Genomic DNA, 6,956 nt, shown 5'->3' with positions numbered 1-6,956 from the left:
GCCCTGGAGCGACGCCATTGTGTCCTCGATATCAGACAGCCGAGACCGACAGAACCCGAGCTTGATTCGACGGCGTAAGCGACGAATCATCGCTGAACCTCCAAGACGACAGTCCACGAGTCAATCCCAAACAGACCGAACGTATCGCACACCCAGAGCGCGAACCGGTCACTCGGCAGTAGTCGGCCCACACGCACACGAGACACGGACCAGTCGACTACCGAAAGCTCTGGGAACAACCAGTCACCATCCTTGAGGAATTCTACTGGGTGCATCTGGCGCGTGTGATCGAGCCGAGCCGATGATGGATTGTTTGGGTACGGTGCGACGATCTCCAAACGACCACCCGGCGCGAGTACTCGAATTGCTTCCTTCATCGCCTCGACTGGATCGACCAAGTGCTCGAGAACATTATCGAGAAGGATACGCTCTGCCGAGTCATCCGGCCATGGCCATGGCGTCTCGTTGAGATCGTGCATCTCGTCAGGCTCAACAACGTCGCCTCGAACGCCCATCTCTCCAGGACGGTAATCGACGTTGAGCCACCCCTGTTTGATGTCGTCACCACACCCGAGGTTGAGCTTTAGCGGCGATGCGACTCGATTGCTCATCGTACACCTCCCAAGGACCCCGTGAGCGGCGCGCCCGCCGGGCGTACACGCGAAGAAACGCCGAAGGACTGCCGAAGACGACGACCCGGTGAACCGCTACTTGCGTATCTCAACTTAATATAAACACAAGGGTGTGTGGGGGTGGGTGGGTGTCCCGAAACTCTACATGACATCGAGGTCCGCCTCCCTAACCACGTATTTCTTGATTTGTTTCGACTCTGCTTCGCTCACGCCGTAGTCCATCTTCAAAATGTCTCGGTCGAAGTACTCGCCACCCGACGCTTCACTGATGTACTCATCGACGCGCTCATCGGCGAGAATCTCTTTCGCTACCTCCACCGGCGACAGTTGTTCAGCCTCGGCTTCCTTCGACTCGGCACGCACTCGTTCGAGGAGGTCGTCGATCAGATCGTCCGTATACTCTCCCTTCGTCGCCTCGTACTTCTCAACGAGTTCAGGCGACGGAAGACGGAACTTCATCCACTTGTGCCGACGCAGGACACCATCGTCGCCGATCATCCGATGGTACTTCTTGTACATCTTCCCCGTCTCGTTGTTCGTCTGGATGTACTTCCACCGGGCCTTGCTGATACCCGCCTGCTCGTCTTTCCCGACCATGATACCGAGGTGGTGAAAGCGGCGTTGGACGTGCGAATCGACGAGGTCGAAGTCCGGCGCGGTCATAATCGCACCGTGGTTACGGTGCCGCCACGTCTGCGTTAGAGCGTCGAGCACCTGATTCGCAACCGTGTACCAATTTCGGTTCCCGGCCGCGACGCCCGCCTCTTCGAGAACGAGAATCGAACCCTCCGGAAGGTCCGACGCCGCCAGTTCGAGGAACTCTTCGACCGAGTACGTGACTCGATCCGGGCCGAAGTTCGGGTCGAGAGCCTCCGCGAGTCGGAGTGCGGCGTAGGACTTCCCGTCCCCCGTCTCACCGGCCAAGAAGCACATCCAGTTTTCGTTGTAGACGTTCATCCGCGGCCACACTTTCCGACGGAGAATCAGGTTGTTCCGAACTGGCTCGGGCATCTCCGAGTAGTAGCTCGTGAGGTTCTTCGGAGCAGTCTGGGCCGCCATTCGGTCGATGATCTCCGGCTCGGCCTCCGAACTCATACCGTCTCACCTGCCGCGTCCTGCAGTTCGATAGACGGTGCGAAACCGAGTTTCGTCGCCGCGTCGTCGAGCACGCCTGCGATATCCACGAGAATCGACGCATCGAGCACCAACTGTCGAGAAACGGTCTCTTCACGCTCACCGCGCATGTCGCTTACCGAGACGACTTCCGATTCCGTGGCAGTCTCGACGTCTTCCAGGATGCCCAACCCACGATACGGAATCTGGTCGGTGATCGGCTTCTCGACCTCCACTAACTCACCGTCGTCGGACTCTTCGAGTACGGTCTCAGTATCGACGACTGCAGTTCTTGTCCACTCCTCTGAGAGTTCGACAGAGGACCACCAGTCCTTGATGAGTCCCTCAGTCCGAAGCGGTCGAAGTGCGTAATAGTACGCGATAATGGCCTCCTGAAGCTCTTGTCTCCATGCTCGAGGGACACCATCGTACATCAGCCGAACACGAGTGACTTTCGAGCGGGCTTCGTGGACGTCAACTTGGGCTTCTTCGATGAGCCGTTCGCGCATCGTCTTCTGCGGTGGCCCGTCGTTTCTAGAACTCATCTGCATCCTCCCGAGTGATGACGATTGCATCAGGGAACGTCCGAACACGGACGCGGTCGCCTCGTGAGAGACCGAACCAGTCGACCGCGTCGACTGGCGCGTTGATGTACAGCCCCCCGTTGTTTGCGATGACGCTCCGAGTTTCGGCGTTCAGCGCGCTCTCGTCGAGACTCGACACGTCAATGTGCTCCCGAATGAGCGCTTTTAGCCGGACGCTCTTTCTGTGCCCGAAGTTCACCACCGGCGACAGTCGCTCGCCATCTGTCTTGCCCGGATGGGTGGATGTCTGGGATGACATACAGTCAGGGAGACTAGCCTATTGTATGTATAATATTGGGTGGCCATATGGCCCACCATATGGTTCTTCAGCCCTTCTAACCACTATTTTCATTATTAGGTAAAGTGAAATTATATACTGTAGCATCACATGGTCGGAAGTATGTCTGCATGTGCAACCGCAGGCGTCGGAGGGCTGGAACGACCGGCTTCTCAGACCGACCTCGAAGTCACACCAGTTGACAGTGCCGAACAGACCGAAGACGTGTTCGACCGTGCCGTCCTCGAGCACGCGGGAACAGAGATGGGGACTGCCATCGCCCGGGGCGTCGCGATGGCCAACAAGCTCGGAGCCGAATCCCGAGACCTCTCCGAAGAGACCACTATCACCGCGAAAATCGGTGGTTCGGTCATGGTTGTCGCCCGTGGTATTATCGTCGCCGTCGTCGCCCTCATCGTCCTCGGTGCACTCTACTCCACGCAAATTGTCGCCAACCCCGACAACCCGAACCAGTGGACAAACATGACTGACACCTTCGCCAACTACGGGACAACCGCGTTCACGCTCATCGGTGTTGGACTGATCGCCGTCGGCGCAGGCGTCGCTCTCTCCTACTTCGGTGGGATGGGCAGCGGTGGCGGCCGGTAACCCAGCAACCACGACCAACTTCCTTCCGTTTACCACCCGTCTGAGCCATGAGTTCACAAATCCAAACGTTCGCCGCAATCCTCATCATCGGCGTTGTCGCCGTCGTCGGCCTCTCAGCCGCTTACTCTGAGAGTGGTGTCGTCGCCACCACGAGCGAAGACATCACGCTCTCGGACGCCGGGAGCTACGTCGATGAGCGAGACGCCTTCGAGTACGGCGACAACGAAACCGTCGTCCACAACGGCACGACCCTCACCCAAGGAACTGACTACAGCTGGAACACCTCGACAGGTGAACTGACTCGACTCTCAGGGTCAAGCGCACCCGATGGGTCCACAGTCACCATCGACTACGCGTTCGAGATGCCCAGCCAGACAACCAAAGATATCCAAACGACCGTCTCTGCCGCCAGTTTCGCTCTCCCCTACATCGTCCTCTTCCTCGCACTTGCTGCCATCTGGGGGTGGCTCTCGTGAGTCTCCTCGTCTCTCAATCTCACGCGCTATTCGCGTTTGGGACGCTCTCGCTGCTCGTCACGCTCGTCGTAGACCAGCACCGGAATGTCGGTCTGTTCGCGCTTCTCGGCGCATTCGCGTGGGGAATTCTCGCGTATCGCGCCGGTGCTCTCGACCTCGTGACTGAAACTGGCGCGACGACGACTATTGTTAGTCCCGAGATACAGCTATTCGGTCTCGCGGGGACGCTGACCTCTCTAATCGTGCTCTACGGTGCGGTTATCACCCGCACTGAAAACACCGAGGTGACTCAATAATGCCAAACGAAGATAAACGCCACCAGCACCGCCAGCAGGAACTCCAAGAGCGCGCCGCGAGCGACCTCGAACGCACTGCCGCACAACGTGCGTCGAGTGAAGGCCCGGCGATGGACGTCCTCGCCGAGATGGATGCCGACGAACTCTGGGAGAACCTCACCGGCGTCGACGTCGAATCCTCCGAATACGAGTCCATCGTCTCGGTGCTCAAGCCCTATCTGTCGTCCGGCGAGATGCTCGCCAACCACGGCGACGACTACTACGACGACCGGAAACGACGTCTCCTCAACGAGAACCTCGCCGACCGCATCATCCTCGGCCGCGAGTACAACGACCTCTGTACCGGCGTCTTCCGCGAGGTCGCGCAAGATGTCGATGGCGACAATTTCGACGGCCAACGCCGCGACTGGTCGCCCGCAGAGAAAGAAGCCATCCGCGTTATCCTCGAGGAACTCCGAACCGACCGGCAGTCGCTCGGTGACGGGACACTCCTCCGCGCCATCATGGAGACTCACGTCTCCACGGAACGACGCGGCGCTGAACAGCCATCGAAGAGCGGTGGCCTCAGTTCTCTCCTCCCCTGGAAGTGACCACTCATGACTGACAACGACCCACTCGACCCAACAGACGACCCGACCAGTACCGACGACGAACAGACCAGTTTCCGAGCACGACTCGACGAGACGTTCGCTGGTACAGCCGAGACTGGAAAGAAGCTCGGCGAAAGCTCCGGGAAAGTGACAGCGATGGCTCTCAAGGGCCTTCTCTCGTTGGTTGCGATCCCGCTGTACCTCGTTCTCCGTATCGTTCCGAAGAGCCACAAACTCGGTGAAGCTCTCGTTGACGCTGGCTACAAGACGATGCTCAAAACCACCGGTGCGGACACCATTGTCAACACGATCTACGGCGACGGTGTCGTCAAGCCCATCGCTGGGTCGTGGCACTCCGACGAACACGAGTTCCAGACTACTGACGGTCAAGCGTACAAAGCCGACCGCCTCGGCTTCCCCTACCGTCAGAACGGCAAATACTCGATGGTCTGGGCACTCCGCGAAGGTCGCGAAATCACCGACCCGCTTGAGGCCTACATGGGTGCTCAACGGCGTCTCGGTAACTACGACGAGCATCTTCGGACCGATGGGAGTGGCAAGGATGTTGCCATCCACGCTGAGACTGACAGATACGAGGGACGTGCGCTCTCGTTCCGCGATGGCTGGAGACTCTTCGGTAGCAAGGTCACCCAGCAAGACATGAAGCGACAGGAGACGCGCGGCAAACTCGCCGAACTCGACTGGAGCACCCGACAGCAACTCTACTTAGTGCTCATCTTCGCCGGTGGCCTCGCACTCGGAATGTTCGGTCCCGCGCTCGCAACGTCCATCGCTGGCGGCGGTGGAGGCGGCGGCATCGGTGGTGGAATCAGTCTCCCGCTCTTCGTCAGCGCCCTTCCGGGGGTGTTCTGAATGTCGGGCCGATTCTCAGACCGCGTCTTCACGCTCTCGATGATTCTGATGCTCCTAGTCATGGACGTTGTTCAGTTCAACTTGCTTCACGACCTGGGGGCTATCGACCAAACGGGAGTTGAAGCGATCAGAACTGCACTATGGCCCAGTTCGGGACTCTTGATTGTCTGGGGGCTGAATAGTGTTCTCAGCATCGTTACCGAACTCCTCGAGCGGACCTACGGCCGGAGACCAGAGTACTGGCTCATCTTCGCGGTCACCACTCTTGGAGTGGCCTCCACTGTCTTCATTTCGCTGCCACCACTGTACAACTTGTTCGAAGCGTTTAGACTCGGAATCGCACTCGGGATGATCGCTGGAATCCCAGTCGCTACTGCGACGCCACAGTGGGATACGTGGACCACCACTCTCGCACGTCGCCTCAGCGATGATACCGAAGACACCGAAGAGGTGATCTAAATGGGACTTCCCGGTGATGTCGGTGATTCCTCGCCCGAAGATCGAGAGGCTGCCAGAGAGTACGAGGAGAACGTTCGCGACGCGCGTAACGAGAGCCGTAACAACGATAGTGACGACGATGGTGGAAGTTCATCGCGAGACTCCTCTTCGTCATCTGACTCAACATCTCAAGACACCAGTCGAGAGGCAGACCGCGAGGCCATCGAGCAATATAAACAGCAGGTCAGGGAGGCCAAGCGCCAGAAGGAACAGAACTCCAACGACGACGAGTCGAAAGACAAGCAAGACTCGACGTCGTCCGACTCGTCTCCGCAATCGAGTCGTGAGCGGGACCGCGAGGTGATTGACCAATATAAAGACCAAGTCAGGGAGACACAGCGTGAAAACGAGCGTCGCAACCGAGACAGAGAGCGCTCGTCACCTGAAGTCGTCAACCGGACGGGCGATATTTCGACCGATAATTCGCTTATCCAGCGGCAAATCAACAAGTACGAGCGCAGTATCGACCAACAGTACGGCGACCGTCTCGGAAACGACGACTACCAATACGTCGTAAAAGACTCCGGGCAGGTCGAAGTCAGACTGACCGACTCGGGGAAGGATAGGCTTCAGGACAGCCGTGAACTCGATACTGTCGAACAACGCGCTCGGAGTAGTGTCGACGGGAGAGTCAAACGGGTCGAAGTCAACGAAACATTTGAAGACGGCTACACTGCCACGGTCTACACCGCAGACGGGCGTGAAATCGAACAGCAGTATTCGTTCTCTCAGGACGCATCAGAGAAGTTCGTAGAACGTGCCCGCGAACGCCGACCAACGAATCATACGGGGTCGTTCATCGACACTAACCGCGAGGGAGAAGGAGTCGTGCGGGTGGCCGGTTCGGAACAGCTTGAGCGCCAGCGCGATGCGCTTGAAGGGATTGGAAGTAGTGAACGTGAGCAAGCGCGGGACCGAATCGCCGAGAAGGCCGGTGTTGATCCTGAGTATCTCGACCACGTCGATCTTACTGAAGACGACCGAGCGTCCGTGCCTGTGACACCGGAA

Annotated in this window: 10 protein-coding genes and 1 pseudogene; 7 read left to right on the top strand and 4 right to left on the bottom strand. The window is 58.4% G+C overall.

Translation table 11 applies throughout. The features are described from left to right. Nucleotides 1–86 precede the first annotated feature (86 nt). The 4 genes from QT222_RS09605 to QT222_RS09590 all read right to left on the bottom strand — a co-directional run bounded on the left by QT222_RS09605 (nucleotide 87) and on the right by QT222_RS09590 (nucleotide 2,588). The gene (locus QT222_RS09605; RefSeq protein ID WP_004057238.1) at nucleotides 87–611 is read right to left on the bottom strand and encodes a class I SAM-dependent methyltransferase; all 525 of its coding nucleotides are present in this window, start codon (nucleotides 609–611) and stop codon (nucleotides 87–89) included. Between the two features lie 162 nt (nucleotides 612–773). Further along, a complete protein-coding gene (locus QT222_RS09600) occupies nucleotides 774–1,727 on the bottom strand; it encodes a hypothetical protein (RefSeq protein WP_004057237.1) in 954 nt (317 codons plus the stop codon). After that, nucleotides 1,724–2,290 carry a hypothetical protein gene (locus QT222_RS09595; protein ID WP_014732266.1) on the bottom strand — a complete coding sequence of 189 codons (567 nt, stop codon included), beginning with the start codon at nucleotides 2,288–2,290 and terminating at the stop codon, nucleotides 1,724–1,726. Before QT222_RS09595 ends, QT222_RS09600 begins: the two co-directional genes overlap by 4 nt. After that, entirely contained in the window at nucleotides 2,280–2,588 is a 309-nt protein-coding gene (locus QT222_RS09590) for a hypothetical protein (protein ID WP_231512902.1), read from the bottom strand. The genes QT222_RS09595 and QT222_RS09590 overlap by 11 nt, the downstream gene beginning before the upstream one ends. A gap of 141 nt (nucleotides 2,589–2,729) precedes the next feature. Here QT222_RS09590 and QT222_RS09585 point away from each other — a divergent pair, with 141 nt between their 5' ends. The 7 genes and pseudogenes from QT222_RS09585 to QT222_RS09555 all read left to right on the top strand — a co-directional run. Next, on the top strand, nucleotides 2,730–3,215 hold the full coding sequence (locus QT222_RS09585) for a hypothetical protein (protein WP_491477035.1): 486 nt from the start codon (nucleotides 2,730–2,732) through the stop codon (nucleotides 3,213–3,215). Between the two features lie 47 nt (nucleotides 3,216–3,262). Next, complete coding sequence (locus tag QT222_RS09580) at nucleotides 3,263–3,691, top strand: hypothetical protein (protein ID WP_004057233.1); 429 nt, start codon at nucleotides 3,263–3,265, stop codon at nucleotides 3,689–3,691. Continuing rightward, the gene (locus tag QT222_RS09575; protein ID WP_491477034.1) at nucleotides 3,688–3,987 is read left to right on the top strand and encodes a hypothetical protein; all 300 of its coding nucleotides are present in this window, start codon (nucleotides 3,688–3,690) and stop codon (nucleotides 3,985–3,987) included. Before QT222_RS09580 ends, QT222_RS09575 begins: the two co-directional genes overlap by 4 nt. Next, complete coding sequence (locus QT222_RS09570; protein ID WP_004057231.1) at nucleotides 3,987–4,577, top strand: hypothetical protein; 591 nt, start codon at nucleotides 3,987–3,989, stop codon at nucleotides 4,575–4,577. Before QT222_RS09575 ends, QT222_RS09570 begins: the two co-directional genes overlap by 1 nt. Nucleotides 4,578–4,583: 6 nt before the next feature. Beyond that, nucleotides 4,584–5,450: a hypothetical protein gene (locus QT222_RS09565; RefSeq protein WP_004057230.1), complete on the top strand. Its 867-nt coding sequence runs from the start codon at nucleotides 4,584–4,586 to the stop codon at nucleotides 5,448–5,450. A gap of 48 nt (nucleotides 5,451–5,498) precedes the next feature. Further along, nucleotides 5,499–5,909: a hypothetical protein gene (locus tag QT222_RS09560; protein WP_491477033.1), complete on the top strand. Its 411-nt coding sequence runs from the start codon at nucleotides 5,499–5,501 to the stop codon at nucleotides 5,907–5,909. Then, nucleotides 5,910–6,956 (top strand): annotated as a pseudogene (locus tag QT222_RS09555) (hypothetical protein); the annotation flags it as partial.

The sequence above is a fragment of the Haloferax sp. s1 genome (assembly GCF_058382125.1).
The sequence above is the reverse complement of the archived record's forward strand: the minus strand, read 5'-3'. Positions and strand labels throughout refer to the sequence as shown.

Bases quoted from the DNA above. Each gene is read 5' to 3' on its own strand.
- QT222_RS09590 (WP_231512902.1), bottom strand. From the start codon at position 2,588: ATGTCATCCCAGACATCCACCCATCCGGGCAAGACAGATGGCGAGCGA.
- QT222_RS09580 (WP_004057233.1), top strand. From the start codon at position 3,263: ATGAGTTCACAAATCCAAACGTTCGCCGCAATCCTCATCATCGGCGTT.
- QT222_RS09570 (WP_004057231.1), top strand. From the start codon at position 3,987: ATGCCAAACGAAGATAAACGCCACCAGCACCGCCAGCAGGAACTCCAA.
- QT222_RS09560 (WP_491477033.1), top strand. From the start codon at position 5,499: ATGCTCCTAGTCATGGACGTTGTTCAGTTCAACTTGCTTCACGACCTG.
- QT222_RS09565 (WP_004057230.1), top strand. From the start codon at position 4,584: ATGACTGACAACGACCCACTCGACCCAACAGACGACCCGACCAGTACC.
- QT222_RS09595 (WP_014732266.1), bottom strand. From the start codon at position 2,290: ATGAGTTCTAGAAACGACGGGCCACCGCAGAAGACGATGCGCGAACGG.
- QT222_RS09600 (WP_004057237.1), bottom strand. From the start codon at position 1,727: ATGAGTTCGGAGGCCGAGCCGGAGATCATCGACCGAATGGCGGCCCAG.
- QT222_RS09605 (WP_004057238.1), bottom strand. From the start codon at position 611: ATGAGCAATCGAGTCGCATCGCCGCTAAAGCTCAACCTCGGGTGTGGT.
- QT222_RS09585 (WP_491477035.1), top strand. From the start codon at position 2,730: ATGTCTGCATGTGCAACCGCAGGCGTCGGAGGGCTGGAACGACCGGCT.